Genomic DNA, 15922 nt, shown 5'->3' on the forward strand with positions numbered 1-15922 from the left:
TCCTATGATAAATCTGCTAATACTTGATTCGTTTCTCTAAACTTTGCCTGAACACGTTCATCAGGCGCCTCGCTGAAAATAGTGACAACTGCAATCGTGACGGCACTAACAATAAAGCCAGGCACGATTTCGTAGATAACTGAACTCAGTGTCTCACCGTTCTCCAGCACCGGGGCATAAATCCAAAACAACACGGTAGCAGCACCACTGACAATCCCGGCCAAGGCGGCGCTATGCGTTAGCTGACGATGGTAAAGACACGCCAATACTAACGGCCCGAATGCTGCACCAAATCCAGCCCATGCATTACTCACCAGCGACAAAATTGTGTTTGAGGCATCCCATGCCAGTAACAATGCAACCAATGCAACGCCCGCTACCCCGTAACGGCCAATAGCAACGGTTTTGGCCTCGGTGAGCGTCTTTTTACTCACCACCCGATAAATGTCCTCGGTCAATGAACTCGCTGAAACGAGTAACTGCGAAGAAATCGTACTCATAATCGCAGCCAGTATCGCTGCCATTAAGAATCCGCTAATTAACGGGTGAAACAAAATCTCAGAAAATAAAATAAAAATGGTTTCGGGATCATCAACGGCCAAACCAAACTGGTTGGCATAAGCAATGCCGACAAACCCTGTAGCTAATGCACCAATAATCGTGACCAGCATCCACGACATCCCAATGTTTCTTGCCGTGCCTACATCGCTTACTGAACGAATGGCCATAAAGCGCACAATAATATGAGGCTGACCGAAATACCCTAATCCCCAGGCCAGACTGGAGATCAGACCAACCAGTGTCACACTTTGCCATGACGCTGACAGACTCGGTATGGACTCAAATGCAGATGCCGACATCTGGGCCGCACTTTCAAATTCAGTAAACGCAACTATTGGCACCAGCACCAGCGCGACGAACATGATGCAACCTTGCACAAAATCCGTCATGCTGACCGCCAAAAATCCCCCCAACAGGGTGTACGAGACAACCACTGCCAGTGTAATGATTAGCCCCAACTGATAATTAAGCGAAAACGCACTTTCAAACAGCTTGCCGCCTGCGACCAGTCCGGCTGACGTGTAGAGCGTAAAGAACAGCACTATAATAGCGGCAGACACCATTCGCACACTGGCACTTGCCTGACCAAACCGCTTTGCAAAAAACTCAGGGACGGTCAATGAATCATCTGCCACTTCGGTATAGACCCGGAGTTTAGGCGCCACCAGAAAATAATTTGCCAATGCACCTAACACCAGGCCAATTGCAATGTAGAGCGCATCAAAACCGGCCACGAACATAGCGCCGGGCAACCCCATCAACATCCATCCACTCATATCTGACGCGCCGGCTGATAAAGCAGTTACCTGAGGACTGACCTGACGCCCGCCCAGAATGTACCCTGAAATATCACTGGTAGATTGTTTATAAGCAAACAACCCAATGCCTAACATGGCAACGAAATACACTGCCAACGAAATATAACTTTCTAACGCCATGAATGAATAATGCCTCTTTCACGCTTAAGTGCTTTACCAAATAATTAGTGCACGAATTATAATGATTAGAACTCAAATTACAAGAAAATAATGAACTCAACACCTTTACATCGTTGTATAAATGTGATTTCCACCTAATTCCACATAGAATATGTGGCTATAAAAATAAATAGAAGTCAATTTTTATATGCTTTTATTTATACAAAAACATGACAACATAATTATGATTCAAATAATTTTCATGCTTACATTGCAAAATGGTGGTTTTCAGCGTGATATCGACACTGGATACTGACCGCGCGTAACCACGACGATAGTTCGGTTTCACTTTGTTTATCCTGAGGAATCCCAATCCACTGCCACTGTTGGAGACGAGCCAAAAGCTGTGCTTCGACACTGCGCATTGGATTTGCCCGTTGTTGAAGGCTACTGGTATCAATGCAGGACAGCAGACCGCAATGGGGAAACAGGGTAACTTGCTGATTGGCAATACGCTCTGAAAGTGACCGGATGTAATCGTCAGGCGTGTTGTCGTGGACTGCTATAATAAGACCTGACAGACCGGAAAGGGACTCAGCAGAAGTTAGCAGGTCATCAATACTGATGATTTGTAATTTAATTCCCGCGTTACCTAGCGCTGCACCTAGATTTGCTGCAGCGGCATCGATACCGTCATCCCATCTATCAACAATAAACCCCACAGATACATAGTCAGGTACGAAGGCCCGATGCAACACACGACTGTGTCTGCTATTCGTCTTTGATAACTGTCCTTGCTGTGAAGTCACGTTCATTGCACTCCCCTCCATTCGTAAATAAACCCTGTACGTAATGAATGGGAATTAGCAAGCACTGAGCCAACAGCTGAAATACTAGGCGAAAAAGCGTAAGCACGCGTGTTACAAAGGTTTGGGCCTTTCACGTCCGGTATGCCCAATGACTCATTGTCGGTCAGATAACTCCTCGTTACCCAATTTTACGCTTCATTGTGAAAGATTTTCACACTGGAAAAGCGGCCTTCCAGACGACGAACGAGCACAAATGCCAACGGCAACAAAAGTGCCCAAATGGCAGCTAGCAATGCAACAACAACAGGCAGTGAAAACCCGAAATTGACAGCCCCTAACCGCTCTCCGGCAACATAGCTAAGCGGGCCGCCTATCCCACCAAATATCCCTGCAAGCAGAAGCCGTTCAGAGAGATAGGACATACTGTGCCTCAGCGTTGCGGCGAACCCGAACCACAGCGTGATCAGCCACAATGGTATCGGCACGATGCCGCCTACAGCACTGTTTTGAGTAAACTCAAACACCCCCCCTAAGGTTAACGCACTGTCGACAAGCGTGCCGATAAAGCCCACGGCCAGCAACGTGACAGACTCACAGCGATGCTCCTTTATCAACATCAGGTGGCCAATCAGTAGCAAAAGACCGATAGACACATACTGGTCCTGATACAAGATCATCAACCACCAGATTATTTGAAATCCGACGAGGTTTACTACAACTTTCACGCTTGAAAATCCTTCATTGTTAGCATTATGGCTTTCGCTGATTTTGTTACGGCACGTATTTTGAATTGTCTTATCCATTGACCCTGTGATGGCTTCATTCTCAGGTACGTCATCACATACCTACTTTACGTAAGGTAACCATAGCTGGTTCAACTCGCTGTTGCGAACTGGGTTCAACTGTTAATTGAAGGGTAACTCAATGAAAATGGTTAAATATTATCTGGCATTGGCTGTTGTGCTGTTACTAGCCGCCTATTATATCCCGTACTGGCCTTTTGCCCTGGTGTTATTCTGGAGTGCAGCCGCCTTATTTGCAGTAAGTGCAGCATACATTTCGGGCTATCCACAAGTGTTCCGCAAACAGGAAGATGGCCGAATCCCGGTTTACGTGCGTTGGTTGTTTATTCCCTTCCTGGTCGGTGTCCAACTCTATAACTTGTATGCACGCAAAACTGATAAAGTACCCAATATTCAACAAATAACCGATCAGCTTTACCTTGGCACTCGCTTGAAGGCAAATGACATTGAAAAACTTAAATCTCAAGGTATCGACTGCATCCTGGATGTAACAGCAGAATTTGACAGTTTGGACTGGACGTCATACCGCTACGATGTCGCCTACCTTAACATTCCGGTACTCGACCATACTTCCCCTACAGAGGCGCAACTTACAACCGCCATTAACTGGCTGGAACAACATCAGTTAGCCGAGCGAAAAATACTGGTGCACTGTGCACTGGGCCGTGGGCGATCAGTCTTTGTCATGGCGGCCTTCCTGCTGGCGAGTAAACAAGCAAAGAGCATTGAAGATGCTATGCAACTTATCCAGTCAGTTCGCACAACCGCACGATTAAATAAGCATCAGTTGCGTGCATTGGAGCGCATTCAACGTGGAGGCTTGCTGCAATTAAATAAACGACTTGCACTCATAGCTAACCCCGTGGCCGGAGGCGGTAAATGGGCTACCCACCAACAGACAATTCTGTCCTATCTGAACGCCCATTTTCGAGTACGGGTTTATCAAACCCGGGAGGACTACTCAGCCGCAGACTGTGCTAAACAAGCGGTAGAAGACAACTACAACATTCTGGTTGCCTGTGGCGGTGACGGCACCGTAACGGAAGTCGCGGGTATCGCAGTAGAGCAAAATAAAACACTGGGTATCATACCACTGGGCACGGCGAATGCGCTTAGTCAGGTGGTCTACGGCAAACGCAGCGTACTGAACCCGATTCAAACGGCTTGTGAAATTCTGTGTGAGCAGTATGCAACCCGGGTAGACACCGCAAGCTGTAATAACAAGTTAATGCTGTTGGTGTCTGCCATAGGGTTCGAGTCTAAGATGATTGAGCACGCAGACCGTGAAGAGAAAAACGAAGGCGGACAATTCGCGTATCTGGCCGGTTTGTGGCAAGCCATCAGACAAAACGAACCATTAACCGTTACTGTTGCGTTTGACGATGCTCCCCCGGTCAAATTAAACACCCCTTCTTTGGTTGTTGCTAATGCCGCACCTAAAAGCACAGCGCTAGCCCAGGGTGGCGATGAGCCAGACATGACAGATGGCAAACTGGATGTTACCTGGCTACAGGCAGAGCAGGAAACACCTCTGTTAAGTCTGGCCGAATTAGTATTCAGTAACAAACAGCGCAAAGCGGCATCAGACAATATCTCACACAAAAAAGTCTCAAATATAACCGTGTCCCTCCCCTCCACCCAGCGTTATGTTATTGATGGAGAGGTGTATGAGGATAACCATCTGCATATTCAGACAGCCCCGGGCAGTCTTTCACTACTGGTCGATCAGAGCAAATTTGAATAGCACGTCATTAGCGCCGGTTCAGGTGTGTAGTTTTCGCCTGAACCGGTAAAGATTTTCACAACACTCCTTACCCTCAAACTCACACAAATAAAATTTATAAATATTAAACAACAACTTAATCGCAGGCATAGTGATTGCAACACTGTAAGTGAAGTACGTTACCTGAATAAACTTAATTCAGATTAACTGCAAAATCAGATTATTACATTACGTTAAGGAGTCACCGATGACGATTTTTGAAGCGTTAAGACAAGACCATGAAAAACAGCGTCTGTTACTAAAGATTTTATGTGAAACACACGGTGACACACCTGCTCGCAGAGAATACTTTGATGAATTGAAACAAGCGCTTGAGGAGCATGCAACCGCAGAGGAGCGTCATTTTTATACGCCATTGCTTCAGCATGATCGCGCCGTAGAATTGTCCAGACACGGCATTGCAGAACATCATGAGATAGACGAACTGGTAGAGAAAATTGATAACACCGACTGGAGCTCCCCCGTTTGGCTAAGAACGCTTAAGCAGTTACGTGAAAAAGTAGAGCACCATTTAAGTGAAGAAGAGCAGGATTTCTTCCCGGTAGCCGGAAAAATACTAAGTGCTAAGCAGAAGGCGCAATTAGCACGTGAGTATCAAGACGAAATGGCAGACACTGCTTAATGTCTTATTAGGTAGGGAGTCACCATGAAGCAACTACACAAAGCTTTCATCGTTCTTGCGTTTGCACTGCCAATTGCAGTGCAGGCGTTTGAGTGGGTACCTGACACGGCAGTACGCCATTCACTCGGCGTACAAGCCGTTGTTCTTTGCCTGACGGGTACGGCTCTCTTGTTTGTTTTTGGCCTTTTCGTAAACCGTGCACTGAAGCGTTGATTATTCGCTGTCTACCGCATCCTGAATGGCTTTACCGGCCTTTTCAATATCTTTGCCGGCACCTTCCAGCGTGGCACAGCCAACAGACAAACATGCTATACACATAACCATTAAAACACGCTTAAACATCGTTACTACCTTTATTACTGATCAACACAAAAAACGCATGTATGACACCCGGCAAATATCCCAGAATAGTTAACAGAATATTGAGCCAAAAAGTCCCACACACACCAACTTTTAAATAGACACCTAACGGCGGCAGTATTAATGACGCCAACAGCTTTATAATTCCCATCAATCCCTCTGAGTCTGTTTAGCCGCGACGGAGCCGCCCCGGTTCTCTGTATGCCTGTTACCTTGATAAAACTGACACGTTTGTAGTATAGAAACAATTTTAAACGCTGTCGTTGTCCGGGGCATAAAAAAAGCCACCGTAATGGTGGCTTTAAATTTGGTGCGGAAAGCGGGACTTGAACCCGCACGGCCGAAGCCACCACCCCCTCAAGATGGCGTGTCTACCAATTCCACCACTTCCGCAAAAAACATTTTAGTTAGGTACGTCTGAGTTATCGTCCTGTGCAGGTGTTACCGGCACATCAGAATCAGCTGGCTGAACCTGTTCAACTGCCGCAGGCACTTCCAGATTCTCCCACTCGTCAGTCACGCTTTCGCGTTGAGAGGTCAGCGCCCCTAAAAACAAACTGATAGCGAAAAACAACGTCGCCAGAATACCCGTTGTGCGAGTCATAAAGTTACCTGAACCCGATGAACCGAAAACGGTATTTGCACCGCCGGCACCAAATGACGCGCCCATGTCAGCACCTTTACCCTGTTGAATTAATACAAACCCAATTAATAGGAGTGCAACAACAAGGTATGCAACTAACAATACTTGATAAAACATGCTTTATCCTCTTAACCTGCCGCCTGGCAAATCTTTCTAAAATCGTCAACTTTCAGACTCGCGCCACCAATCAGGCCGCCATCGATATCTGGTTGTGCAAACAGCTCAGCAGCATTATCTGCCTTAACACTGCCGCCATATAATAACTGTAAGCCACTGGCTACATCAGCGTCAAACTTCGCTAAATGAGCACGTATAAAAGCGTGTGCTTCCTGAGCTTGTTGTGGTGAGGCAGTTACGCCTGTACCGATGGCCCAGATAGGCTCGTAAGCAATGACTGCCTTAGCCAATTGCTGTGCTGATAGCGTCGCAGTTAGTGCATCTAATTGCGCGGCCAGGAAGTCTTCTAACTCACCGGCTTCTCTTGTTGCAAGGCTCTCACCAACGCAAACAATAGGCACAAGGTCATTTTCGATAGCCTTAAGCGCTTTCTTCGCAACTAACTCATTACTTTCACCGTGGTCTTCACGGCGTTCTGAGTGACCGACAATCACATACTGGCAACCGAATTCTTTCAGCATATCTGCCGAAATATCGCCCGTGTGCGCGCCGTTATCCAATTCGCTTAACGTCTGACCACCCAGTGCAAAACCGGCGTTTTCAAACGCAGGCAGGTAACAAGCTGGAGGACAAATTACAACATCAACCGTGTCGGTGTTAACACCGTCGGTTAATGCACTAAAGTCACTCACCAATGAACGGCTCCCGTTCATTTTCCAGTTTCCTGCAACGATTGGCTTTCTCATGCTTATCGGTCTCTCTTATTGACGCTATCCCAGTGTCGGAGCGGGCGTGATATTAACTATTCCCACCACATTATACAAGTGGAAAAACTAATTTCTGCGCCTAAAAACAATCAACTGGCGACATTACGAACAGCATCGGCAATTTTTTCTGCCAGCGTTGTTGAAGCCAGTTCATCGTCAGATTCCACCATGACCCGAATCAGGGGTTCAGTGCCACTTTTGCGAAGCAATACGCGCCCATGCTTGCCAAGCGTCTTTTCAGCCTCTTGTTTTGCCTGCAAAACGGCTTCACTTTCCAATGGATCGACACCCGTGTCTTCAAACCGAACATTAACCAGCGTCTGAGGGAATTTCTCAAACCCGCCTGCCAATTCATTCAATGACATGCTTGAGCGCAACATCGCGGTAAGTACTTGTAAACCGGCAACAATACCATCTCCGGTAGACGCCAGGCTCAGGTTTAGTACATGCCCCGAGTTCTCGCCACCGATGCTCCAGCCTTTTTGTTGCAGCAATTCCATTACGTAGCGGTCGCCGACTTTAGAGCGAACGAAAGGCACACCAAGCTTGCTCAACGCAACCTCCAGTCCTAGATTGCTCATCAGGGTACCCACTACCCCACCATTAAGACGACCCGATTTCAATGCATCACGGGCAATGATATACAGGATTTGATCGCCATCAATGACATTTCCAAGGTTGTCGACCATCATGATTCGGTCGCCATCACCGTCAAGCGCAAAGCCCAAATCGGCTCCAGATTCCAATACCTGGTCAACAATGGCCCGCATTGACGTGGCTCCCACGCGGTCATTGATGTTTAAACCATTTGGTGAAGTCCCTATTTCAATCACTTCAGCGCCCAGCTCAGACAAGACTAACGGGGCAATATGGTAGGTAGCACCATGGGCACAATCCACCACAATCTTCATACCCTTAAGCGATAAATCTGACGGGAACGTGCCTTTACAAAACTCGATATAACGGCCCGCCGCATCATTAATGCGAGTGGCTTTGCCCAACTTGTTCGACGCGACACACGTCATTGGCTCATCCATCATCGCTTCGATAGCAATTTCAATATCGTCGTCCAGCTTGAACCCGTCTGCAGAAAAGAACTTAATGCCGTTATCGTAATATGGGTTATGCGATGCACTGATCACAATGCCCGCTTCAGAGCGAAACGTTTTGGTTAAATAGGCGATGGCGGGGGTTGGCATGGGTCCAAGTAAACCAATGTTAATCCCTGCAGCAGACAAGCCAGCTTCTAGTGCAGACTCCAGCATATAACCTGAAATACGCGTATCTTTACCGATCAATACCTTATTGGTGCCATGTCCAGCCAGTACTTTGCCTGCGGCCCAGCCTAACTTAGTGACAAACTCCGGATTAATAGCGCTCTCACCTACTTTGCCCCGAATACCATCGGTACCAAAATACTTCCTTTCCCCCATTGGAACCCCTTTTTTACTTTTTGTATTTATTTAACGCGTTAACGATATCAACCACATCCCGGGTTTCACTCACATCGTGTACTCGCAATATGTGTGCGCCCATCTGTGCTGCAATCGTTGCCAGAGCCAGACTACCTGCCAGCCTTTGGTCAACCGGTTTGTTTACTACCTGCCCTATCATGGTTTTACGAGACATGCCAATGAGCAAAGGCTTGTTCAGGCGATGAAACTTAGGTAAATCTGCTAACAGCTGATAATTGTGCTCAAGAGTTTTACCGAAGCCAAAACCCGGGTCAAGCATGATTTTACTTTCTTCGATACCTGCGTCTGTACAAGCTTTGATTCTGGCCAAGAGAAACGCTTCAACCTCATCAGTCACGTCACTATAACGCGGTTTGTCCTGCATACTGGCTGGATCACCTTGCATGTGCATTAAACACACTGGTGCTTTGTATTTGGCGACCACTTCTAATGCGCCGGGTAACTGAAGTGCCCTGACGTCATTAATGAAATCCGCCCCCGCTAATAATGCCGCTTCCATCACTTCAGGTTTACTGGTGTCGATAGAGATGACCACATTTGATTCCCGGCGAATCGCTTCAACCACAGGAACGACTCTGCGTAACTCTTCTTCAACACTGACTTCTGGTGCACCAGGGCGTGTAGATTCACCGCCTATGTCAATAATGGATGCGCCGGCAGCTTCCATATCCAGGGCTTGCTTTACCGCATCATTTAGCGCGTTATGACGCCCTCCGTCTGAAAAAGAATCGGGTGTGACATTTAAAATCCCCATTACCTGGGGAGACGATTGGCTAAGCAAAAGCTGTCTTATTTGCATATCGATAATTCATGCTATTTGATTTACAAAACACGAATTCCACTCGTGTCCTGAGAATATTGAACATACAAAAAAGCGCCGATAACGGCGCTTTTTTCAGGCAACCTTGTTCCTATCCAGGAATGTCACCAGGCTTACCTACGGTTGGCTTATCAACGCCATCGTTAGTAATTTCGCCTTCTTTAGACGGTGCACCGCCACTCGGCTTGTCGCCATCTGATGAGCGATCATCCCAGCCTGCTGGCGGACGCACTTCGCGGCGGGCCATCAGGTCGTCGATTTGCAGCGCATCGATGGTTTCATATTTCATTAGCGCATCTTTCATGGTGTGAAGGATGTCTATGTTGTCTTCCAGGATTTTCTTCGCCCGATCATAGTTACGGTCGATCACAGACTTAATTTCTGCGTCGATAGCTCGAGCGGTATCGTCAGACATGTGGGAAGCTTTTGACATGGATTTACCCAAGAATACTTCACCTTCGTCTTCTGCATACAGCATTGGGCCCATTTTATCTGACAGACCCCACTGGGTAACCATCTTGCGAGCAATATCAGTTGCACGTTCGATGTCGTTGGACGCCCCGGTGGTTACCTTGTCATCACCATAGATAATAGACTCAGCCAGTCGACCACCAAACAAGCTGGAGATCATGCTTTCAAGGTGCTGCTTGGTGTGGCTGACCCTGTCCTGTTCCGGCAGATACATGGTCACACCCAGCGCACGTCCGCGAGGAATGATAGACACTTTGTAAACCGGATCATGTTCTGGAACCAGGCGACCTACAATGGCGTGACCTGCTTCGTGGTAAGCTGTCATGGTTTTCTCTTCTTCCGACATCACCATCGACTTACGCTCAGAACCCATCATGATTTTGTCTTTCGCTTTTTCGAACTCTTCCATCGATACCAAGCGACGGTTTGCACGAGCAGCAAACAACGCGGCTTCGTTAACCAGGTTTGCCAGATCGGCGCCTGAGAAGCCTGGTGTACCCCGCGCGATAACCGATGGCTTCACATCATCAGCGACAGGCACTTTGCGAATATGTACTTTCAGAATTTGCTCACGACCGCGAATATCCGGCAAGCCTACGACTACCTGACGGTCGAAACGACCAGGGCGTAACAATGCAGGGTCAAGTACGTCTGGACGGTTGGTGGCCGCAATAACGATAATGCCTTCGTGACCTTCAAAACCATCCATTTCTACCAGCATTTGGTTAAGGGTTTGTTCACGCTCATCGTGACCACCGCCTAGACCAGCACCACGCTGACGACCTACTGCATCGATTTCATCGATAAAGATAATACATGGCGCCGCTTTGCGCGCTTGTTCAAACATGTCGCGAACACGGGATGCACCCACACCGACAAACATCTCAACGAAATCTGAACCAGAGATAGTAAAGAACGGCACTTTAGCTTCACCGGCAATGGCTTTTGCCAGCAAGGTTTTACCTGTTCCGGGCGGGCCTACCATCAGCACGCCTTTTGGAATTTTACCGCCAAGCTTCTGGAATTTAGACGGGTCGCGCAGGAAATCCACCAGCTCAGACACATCTTCTTTTGCTTCGTCACAGCCTGCAACGTCTGCAAACGTCGTTTTAATCTGGTCTTCACTCAACAGACGAGCTTTACTCTTACCAAACGACATTGCACCACGACCACCGCCGCCTTGCATTTGTCGCATAAAGAAAATCCATACTGCTATCAACAGCAACATAGGGAACCAGGAAATGAAAATAGAGGCAAAAATGGACGGCTGTTCAGGTGGCTCACCCAACACGCGAACGTCTTGTTTTACCAGATCGGAAATCAACTGGTCATCAAAATAGGGAATGTAGGTTTTAAAGGCGTCGCCTGAGCGCTTCACGCCGCGGATTTCGCGCGCTTCACTGTTAATTCGCACTTCGCGAATTTGCCCTTGCTTCACTTCCTTTAGAAACGTTGTGTAATCAGTTTGTGCGCGGCTTGATTCGCCTGGTGAAAAGCTCTGAAAAACAGCCATCAACACCACTGCAATAATCAACCACAAGATTAAGTTTTTTGCCATGTCGCTCAATGCTACTAACCTCTGTAAAAAACCTCCGGTTCAATAATGGCGCCGATTTGCGCCACCTTGCTAACCGGTGAGTGTCACAAAAAATGCGATACCTCAAGGGTACTACACTTTATAACCGCTTGCTACCAAATAGACCTCGCAAACTGCGCCCGCCTTAAGCTATTGCTTTACAGAGCGTTTGCCCCGGCCACAACATCAATACAACCTGCAGTTGTACTAAGCGGAATCACGGAAACGCGATGCAGCCAGAAACCACTGCTATGCATTTCTACGGTCTAACACAACATTCTGTTCAATTGTTATGCCAAACCCCCAAAAGCGCCGATATACGTCGCGAATATAAACACCTGCCCACCTTTTCACAGGTCTTTTTTGTGTTTACGTCACAATGTCATTAGGATTGTAGTCAAGATGGCGTTAGAATACGCGTTTTCAAGACAGACTTTACATTTAAATTGTAAGAAAAACCCACAGATGAAATTATCAAATAAGCAAAAACAATTCTTAAAAGGCCTCGCACATCCACTGAAACCGGTAGTTCAGCTAGGCGCAAACGGACTAACTGAAGGCGTATTAGCGGAGATAGACAACGCATTGAACTATCACGAGCTGATCAAAGTGAAAGTGCCAACAGACGACCGCGAAGAAAAAGCCCTCATTATGGATGCAATTGTGCGTGAAACAAACGCCGAAAAGCTTCAGGTAATCGGTCACACCCTGGTTTTATACAAGCCAAGCGAAGAGCGTAAAATTCAGTTGCCAAAATAAAACTGGCTGTTGCCGCCGCAACCTTCCCTTTCCGTTAACGTAAGGTAAACTAAATTTACATTACCATAACAACGGAAACCCCTGCATGCAGTTATCAAATCAAACCGCACTGATTACCGGTGGATGCTCCGGCCTGGGCCACGCAACGGCCAAGGCCTTGGTTGCAGCCGGCGCTAATGTTGTGTTGCTGGATTTAAACGAGAGCCTTGGCGCCCAGCGCGTAGCAGAACTAGGCGAAGACAATACTTTGTTTGTACGCACTGATGTCACTCAGCAACTCGATGTAGAAGCAGCATTAGACAAGGCCTATGCCAGATTCGGTGCAATTACTGTCTGTGTAAATTGTGCAGGCATCGCACCGGCAGGCCGAATGCTCGACAGAGCTGGTAATCCAGCCAGCCTGGAAGACTTCAGCAAAACCATCAATATTAACCTGATCGGTACCTTTAATGTGTGCAGATTGGTGGCGGCCAGTATGGCGGGTAATGATCTGAATGACGAATCCCGTGGTGTGATTATCAACACAGCTTCAATTGCCGGTTATGAAGGTCAAATTGGTCAAACGGCCTATGCTGCGAGTAAAGCCGGTATTATTGGGTTAACACTGCCTATGGCACGCGACCTGGCACCGCTCGGCATTAGGGTGAACAGTATTGCCCCAGGCGTTATGGGCACACCATTGCTCACGGCTATGCCACAGAACGTGCAGGACGCATTAAGTGCAAATGTGCCCAATCCTAAACGACTGGGTTTTCCGGAAGAGTTCGCCAGTCTGGCGTTGCATATCATTCAGAACGGGTACATCAATGGCGAAACTATTCGTCTTGATGGCGCACTGAGAATGCCACCCAAGTAAATTCAACAGTTGAAAGAAAACGGGCCGCTCAAATGAGCGGCCCGTTTATATAAGCATAATGATTAACGTTCTTCCTCGCCTCCGTTCACGATACAGGCAATATCGTATAAACGCTTCACGGCCAGGTCGTTAACCGAATGTTTTGGATAGCGGAATCTTGTCGACAACACGCCCGCCTCTCGCTCCATTAATAACTCCAGTGCGTCATCAACGGTTTCCACACAATAAACCGCAAACTGATTCTTTTTCACCGCTTCAACTACTGCTTTATCCAGCACCAGATGTTTAACATTGGATTTGGGAATAATAACGCCTTGGTCGCCGGTCAGGCCCCGATGCTGACACACATCGAAGAAACCTTCGATTTTTTCGTTTACCCCGCCGACAGCCTGTACTTCTCCATACTGGTTAATCGAACCGGTAATAGCCAGTGACTGACGAATGGGGATATCTGTAATGGCTGAGATAAGCGCGACCAATTCACCCAATGAGGCACTGTCACCGTCGATATGACCGTAAGACTGTTCCAGGGCAATATTTGCAGACAAGGTTAACGGGAACGACTGCGCATATTTATTACCCAGGTAGCCTGTTAACAACATCACCCCTTTGGAGTGAATAGGCTGACCAAGTTCAACTTCGCGCTCAATATCGACAACGCCATTTGCGCCGGCATACACAGTAGCCGTAATACGAGCAGGCGTACCGAATGCACTGTCACCTATGTCCATCACAGTAAGGCCGTTAACTTTGCCAATCGCCTTGCCATCGGTTGCGATCAGTACCTGGCCTTCTTTTATGTCATTTAACAGTGAATCACTGACTCTGCCCGTACGGCGTTTTTTGGCCATCAGCGCAGAATTGAGGTGGCCCAGGTCAAGTACCTTGTCACCGACTTTTGCACAGAAATAATGGGCTTCGTTGAGTAACTCAATGACATCCGCAAAATGCGCAGACAGTTTTTCCTGATGCTCAGCCATCCTCAGGGAATATTCTACCAGTCGATACATCGCCTGGTTTGTAATGCCTTCCAGCCCCAGACCGACCACTTTCTTGCGGACTCTGCCAACGAAGTCGAACAGATTCTGGCGCGTTACGTCTATTTCGTGATCGAAGTCCACCAATACGCGAAACAGCTCGTTAAATTCAGAGTCATAGTCCTGCAGGGTGTAATACAAATCCCGGGAACCCAACAAGATGACTTTAATTTTAAGATCAATGGTCTGCGGCATTAATGTCATGGCATTCACCATGCCCATGTCCTGCTGTGGCAAGTCCATTTTTAACTTGCCAAATTTAATTGCCAGTTTAAGGGCATCCCACACATAGGGCTGGTGTAGTAAGTGGTCGGCATCCAGCAACAAATAGCCACCATTGGCCCGATGCAGTGCACCTGGTCGAATCATACGATGGTTGGTATACACTGCACCGCCAACATGGGTGTACTCTATTGACCCAAACAAATTCTGATACGTCGGATTTGGCTCATAGATAACCGGCGCACCGCTGTCGAGGCCATGTGCACAAATTACATTGGGTAAAAACAACTCTTCCAGATAGGAGCGGCGTTCTCGCTCATCCAGTTTTTCACCCTTATCTTCAGTCAGAAACGAAATCACCGCCTCAATAAGATGAGATTTAATCTGACGCAAATGCTTCAGAATGCCTAAATCACTGGCATACTTATGTTCCAAATCTTTTAACAACGGGCGAATACCCTGCTCCGCTGTGCTGCGATTTAACTGGCGCAATTGTTCGGAATTTTCACGTTTCCACACGGGCAACGCGATCAGGCTCTCACTCAGGCGATTCTCAAGTTCATCGATGAGTTGGTAAAAGAACTGGCGCTGCTCATCGGAAAGCGCAGAAAACTCCGTGTCGTTGAGTGGTTTATCATCCACGATGGGTGAGAAACTAACAGTACCCTGATCTTCATACATCGCCACAGAATTAGCCTGGGCGAATCGCTCTACCGCATTAAGGGCTTCATCGTACTTTTGTTCAAAATTACGTGCTATTGCCGCTTTTTTACGTAAATAGCCTGGGTTGTCGAACGCCGCAGGAAAAGTGTCGAGCAGCTCATCGAGCAAATTACTCATGTCTTTGGCAAAATCACGCGCCCCGCCCGGGTGCATACGCAGCACCAACGGCTCTCGTTCTTCCTCGAAGTTGTTGATAATGCACCAATCATCCGGCGTGGCTAACTGACTGACATGACGCTCAATGTATTCCTTTACCAGGGTAAAGCGCCCGGTTGCATGTTCGCCCATCACAAACAGGTTGTAGCCAGTTGAGTCTACACTCAAGCCAAACGTCAGGGCTTCTCTCGCTCGTTCCTGGCCAATAAAGGTTGAACTCAGTGCGGCATCATCTTTTAATGCCTGATTAATTGCCCGGCGATTAATTGAAGGCGTAAGCTGTGTTGCGCTCAAGCGCTCCCAGGTCATAGTTCTTTTCTTCTTTTTTCCCGTTTTGTACAGTGAATCCTGAATAAGCCCACGTGTCAAACCTATTCCCGGGCCAGCAGTGTCAATCGCTTGTGTTTGCTTATTTAACGTACTAGCCTTGGCAAAAATAACGAAA

The 15922-nt window shown here is 47.6% G+C and carries 16 protein-coding genes and 1 tRNA gene; 5 read left to right on the top strand and 12 right to left on the bottom strand.

Annotated elements, in window-relative coordinates; genetic code table 11:
- Nucleotides 1-2: 2 nt before the first annotated feature.
- From putP to BUB81_RS08545, 3 genes are all read right to left on the bottom strand, one after another.
- Nucleotides 3-1499 carry a sodium/proline symporter PutP gene (putP, locus tag BUB81_RS08535; RefSeq protein ID WP_073321448.1) on the bottom strand — a complete coding sequence of 499 codons (1497 nt, stop codon included), beginning with the start codon at nucleotides 1497-1499 and terminating at the stop codon, nucleotides 3-5.
- Between the two features lie 245 nt (nucleotides 1500-1744).
- On the bottom strand, nucleotides 1745-2293 hold the full coding sequence (locus tag BUB81_RS08540; RefSeq protein ID WP_073321451.1) for a hypothetical protein: 549 nt from the start codon (nucleotides 2291-2293) through the stop codon (nucleotides 1745-1747).
- A 182-nt stretch (nucleotides 2294-2475) separates the two neighbouring features.
- Complete coding sequence (locus tag BUB81_RS08545; RefSeq protein WP_175555788.1) at nucleotides 2476-3012, bottom strand: DUF2878 domain-containing protein; 537 nt, start codon at nucleotides 3010-3012, stop codon at nucleotides 2476-2478.
- 199 nt (nucleotides 3013-3211) lie between these two features.
- On the opposite strand from BUB81_RS08545, the gene BUB81_RS08550 reads away from it, so the two are divergent.
- From BUB81_RS08550 to BUB81_RS08560, 3 genes are all read left to right on the top strand, one after another.
- On the top strand, nucleotides 3212-4834 hold the full coding sequence (locus BUB81_RS08550) for a diacylglycerol kinase family protein (RefSeq protein ID WP_073321454.1): 1623 nt from the start codon (nucleotides 3212-3214) through the stop codon (nucleotides 4832-4834).
- A 226-nt stretch (nucleotides 4835-5060) separates the two neighbouring features.
- Nucleotides 5061-5495 carry a hemerythrin domain-containing protein gene (locus BUB81_RS08555; protein ID WP_073321457.1) on the top strand — a complete coding sequence of 145 codons (435 nt, stop codon included), beginning with the start codon at nucleotides 5061-5063 and terminating at the stop codon, nucleotides 5493-5495.
- Nucleotides 5496-5519: 24 nt separating this feature from the next.
- Nucleotides 5520-5708: a hypothetical protein gene (locus BUB81_RS08560; protein ID WP_073321459.1), complete on the top strand. Its 189-nt coding sequence runs from the start codon at nucleotides 5520-5522 to the stop codon at nucleotides 5706-5708.
- Here BUB81_RS08560 and BUB81_RS08565 read toward each other — a convergent pair whose 3' ends face one another.
- The 8 genes from BUB81_RS08565 to ftsH all read right to left on the bottom strand — a co-directional run bounded on the left by BUB81_RS08565 (nucleotide 5709) and on the right by ftsH (nucleotide 11715).
- Nucleotides 5709-5837, bottom strand: coding sequence for an entericidin A/B family lipoprotein (locus BUB81_RS08565; protein ID WP_084526371.1), 129 nt, complete (start codon nucleotides 5835-5837; stop codon nucleotides 5709-5711). It lies immediately after the preceding gene.
- The gene (locus tag BUB81_RS08570) at nucleotides 5830-6006 is read right to left on the bottom strand and encodes a YqaE/Pmp3 family membrane protein (protein WP_073321461.1); all 177 of its coding nucleotides are present in this window, start codon (nucleotides 6004-6006) and stop codon (nucleotides 5830-5832) included. The genes BUB81_RS08565 and BUB81_RS08570 overlap by 8 nt, the downstream gene beginning before the upstream one ends.
- A gap of 157 nt (nucleotides 6007-6163) precedes the next feature.
- Nucleotides 6164-6248, bottom strand: a tRNA-Leu gene (locus tag BUB81_RS08575).
- A 10-nt stretch (nucleotides 6249-6258) separates the two neighbouring features.
- Entirely contained in the window at nucleotides 6259-6615 is a 357-nt protein-coding gene (gene secG, locus BUB81_RS08580) for a preprotein translocase subunit SecG (RefSeq protein ID WP_073321463.1), read from the bottom strand.
- A gap of 11 nt (nucleotides 6616-6626) precedes the next feature.
- Nucleotides 6627-7361, bottom strand: a complete 735-nt coding sequence (gene tpiA, locus BUB81_RS08585) for a triose-phosphate isomerase (RefSeq protein WP_073321465.1) — start codon at nucleotides 7359-7361, stop codon at nucleotides 6627-6629.
- A 110-nt stretch (nucleotides 7362-7471) separates the two neighbouring features.
- The gene (glmM, locus tag BUB81_RS08590) at nucleotides 7472-8815 is read right to left on the bottom strand and encodes a phosphoglucosamine mutase (RefSeq protein WP_073321467.1); all 1344 of its coding nucleotides are present in this window, start codon (nucleotides 8813-8815) and stop codon (nucleotides 7472-7474) included.
- A gap of 13 nt (nucleotides 8816-8828) precedes the next feature.
- A complete protein-coding gene (gene folP, locus BUB81_RS08595) occupies nucleotides 8829-9656 on the bottom strand; it encodes a dihydropteroate synthase (protein ID WP_073321469.1) in 828 nt (275 codons plus the stop codon).
- A gap of 112 nt (nucleotides 9657-9768) precedes the next feature.
- On the bottom strand, nucleotides 9769-11715 hold the full coding sequence (ftsH, locus tag BUB81_RS08600) for an ATP-dependent zinc metalloprotease FtsH (RefSeq protein WP_073321472.1): 1947 nt from the start codon (nucleotides 11713-11715) through the stop codon (nucleotides 9769-9771).
- A 474-nt stretch (nucleotides 11716-12189) separates the two neighbouring features.
- On the opposite strand from ftsH, the gene yhbY reads away from it, so the two are divergent.
- Nucleotides 12190-12483, top strand: coding sequence for a ribosome assembly RNA-binding protein YhbY (gene yhbY / locus BUB81_RS08605; RefSeq protein ID WP_073322764.1), 294 nt, complete (start codon nucleotides 12190-12192; stop codon nucleotides 12481-12483).
- Nucleotides 12484-12568: 85 nt separating this feature from the next.
- Nucleotides 12569-13339: an SDR family NAD(P)-dependent oxidoreductase gene (locus BUB81_RS08610; protein ID WP_073321475.1), complete on the top strand. Its 771-nt coding sequence runs from the start codon at nucleotides 12569-12571 to the stop codon at nucleotides 13337-13339.
- Between the two features lie 62 nt (nucleotides 13340-13401).
- Here the strand turns inward: BUB81_RS08610 and BUB81_RS08615 are convergent, their stop codons facing one another.
- The gene (locus BUB81_RS08615; protein ID WP_073321478.1) at nucleotides 13402-15786 is read right to left on the bottom strand and encodes a Lon protease family protein; all 2385 of its coding nucleotides are present in this window, start codon (nucleotides 15784-15786) and stop codon (nucleotides 13402-13404) included.
- Nucleotides 15787-15922 lie beyond the last annotated feature (136 nt).

It is taken from the genome of Marisediminitalea aggregata (assembly GCF_900129565.1).
Classification (GTDB): domain Bacteria; phylum Pseudomonadota; class Gammaproteobacteria; order Enterobacterales; family Alteromonadaceae; genus Alteromonas; species Alteromonas aggregata.

Excerpts from the sequence above, each read along its gene's own strand:
- tpiA (WP_073321465.1), bottom strand. The coding sequence starts at position 7,361 with ATGAGAAAGCCAATCGTTGCAGGAAACTGGAAAATGAACGGGAGCCGT.
- BUB81_RS08560 (WP_073321459.1), top strand. The coding sequence starts at position 5,520 with ATGAAGCAACTACACAAAGCTTTCATCGTTCTTGCGTTTGCACTGCCA.
- BUB81_RS08615 (WP_073321478.1), bottom strand. The coding sequence starts at position 15,786 with ATGACCTGGGAGCGCTTGAGCGCAACACAGCTTACGCCTTCAATTAAT.
- folP (WP_073321469.1), bottom strand. The coding sequence starts at position 9,656 with ATGCAAATAAGACAGCTTTTGCTTAGCCAATCGTCTCCCCAGGTAATG.
- BUB81_RS08570 (WP_073321461.1), bottom strand. The coding sequence starts at position 6,006 with ATGGGAATTATAAAGCTGTTGGCGTCATTAATACTGCCGCCGTTAGGT.
- BUB81_RS08565 (WP_084526371.1), bottom strand. The coding sequence starts at position 5,837 with ATGTTTAAGCGTGTTTTAATGGTTATGTGTATAGCATGTTTGTCTGTT.
- secG (WP_073321463.1), bottom strand. The coding sequence starts at position 6,615 with ATGTTTTATCAAGTATTGTTAGTTGCATACCTTGTTGTTGCACTCCTA.
- putP (WP_073321448.1), bottom strand. The coding sequence starts at position 1,499 with ATGGCGTTAGAAAGTTATATTTCGTTGGCAGTGTATTTCGTTGCCATG.
- yhbY (WP_073322764.1), top strand. The coding sequence starts at position 12,190 with ATGAAATTATCAAATAAGCAAAAACAATTCTTAAAAGGCCTCGCACAT.
- BUB81_RS08540 (WP_073321451.1), bottom strand. The coding sequence starts at position 2,293 with ATGAACGTGACTTCACAGCAAGGACAGTTATCAAAGACGAATAGCAGA.
- BUB81_RS08550 (WP_073321454.1), top strand. The coding sequence starts at position 3,212 with ATGAAAATGGTTAAATATTATCTGGCATTGGCTGTTGTGCTGTTACTA.
- BUB81_RS08555 (WP_073321457.1), top strand. The coding sequence starts at position 5,061 with ATGACGATTTTTGAAGCGTTAAGACAAGACCATGAAAAACAGCGTCTG.
- BUB81_RS08610 (WP_073321475.1), top strand. The coding sequence starts at position 12,569 with ATGCAGTTATCAAATCAAACCGCACTGATTACCGGTGGATGCTCCGGC.
- glmM (WP_073321467.1), bottom strand. The coding sequence starts at position 8,815 with ATGGGGGAAAGGAAGTATTTTGGTACCGATGGTATTCGGGGCAAAGTA.